Raw genomic sequence first — 457 nt, forward strand, 5'->3', positions numbered from 1 at the left:
GGCAAAGTCGAGCCCCGAATCGTCCGCCAGGAAGTCGCCCAACGCAGTGCCCAGGGTGTTGGAGAACAGGATCGCCATCCAGTAGAACAGCTCGCCTCGGAAAGTCTGCACCTTGTTCACGTTCAGCGAGTCACCACTGAGATGCCACATCGCAAAGATGATCATCAGGATCACGATCAGGATCATCGACCCGGTGGCATAGCCCAGGCCCAGAGTGCGGTCCATGAAATCCGACATGGTGGTGCCGGCGGTGCTGGTGGACAGGATCACGATCCAGTACAGCACCGGGTTGTAGGTTTTCGACCAGAGTTGTGTCACCAGAGTGACCAGGAACACGCTGATGAGGATCATCGAGCTGATGGCGTAACCGACGTTCAGGGTCATCGACAACAAGTCCCCGGCGGTTTCGCCCAGGGTGGTTGCGCAGATTTTCATGACCCAGAACGCCAGGGTGATC

General features: G+C 57.8%; 1 protein-coding gene. It reads right to left on the reverse strand.

The window, feature by feature from the left end:
* Window positions 1–457, reverse strand: a 457-nt coding sequence (locus tag FCS21_RS16060; protein WP_503328521.1) for a COG4705 family protein, incomplete at both ends; no start/stop codon positions are given.

Source organism: Colwellia ponticola (assembly GCF_005885605.1).
Taxonomy (GTDB): Bacteria; Pseudomonadota; Gammaproteobacteria; order Enterobacterales; family Alteromonadaceae; genus Colwellia; species Colwellia ponticola.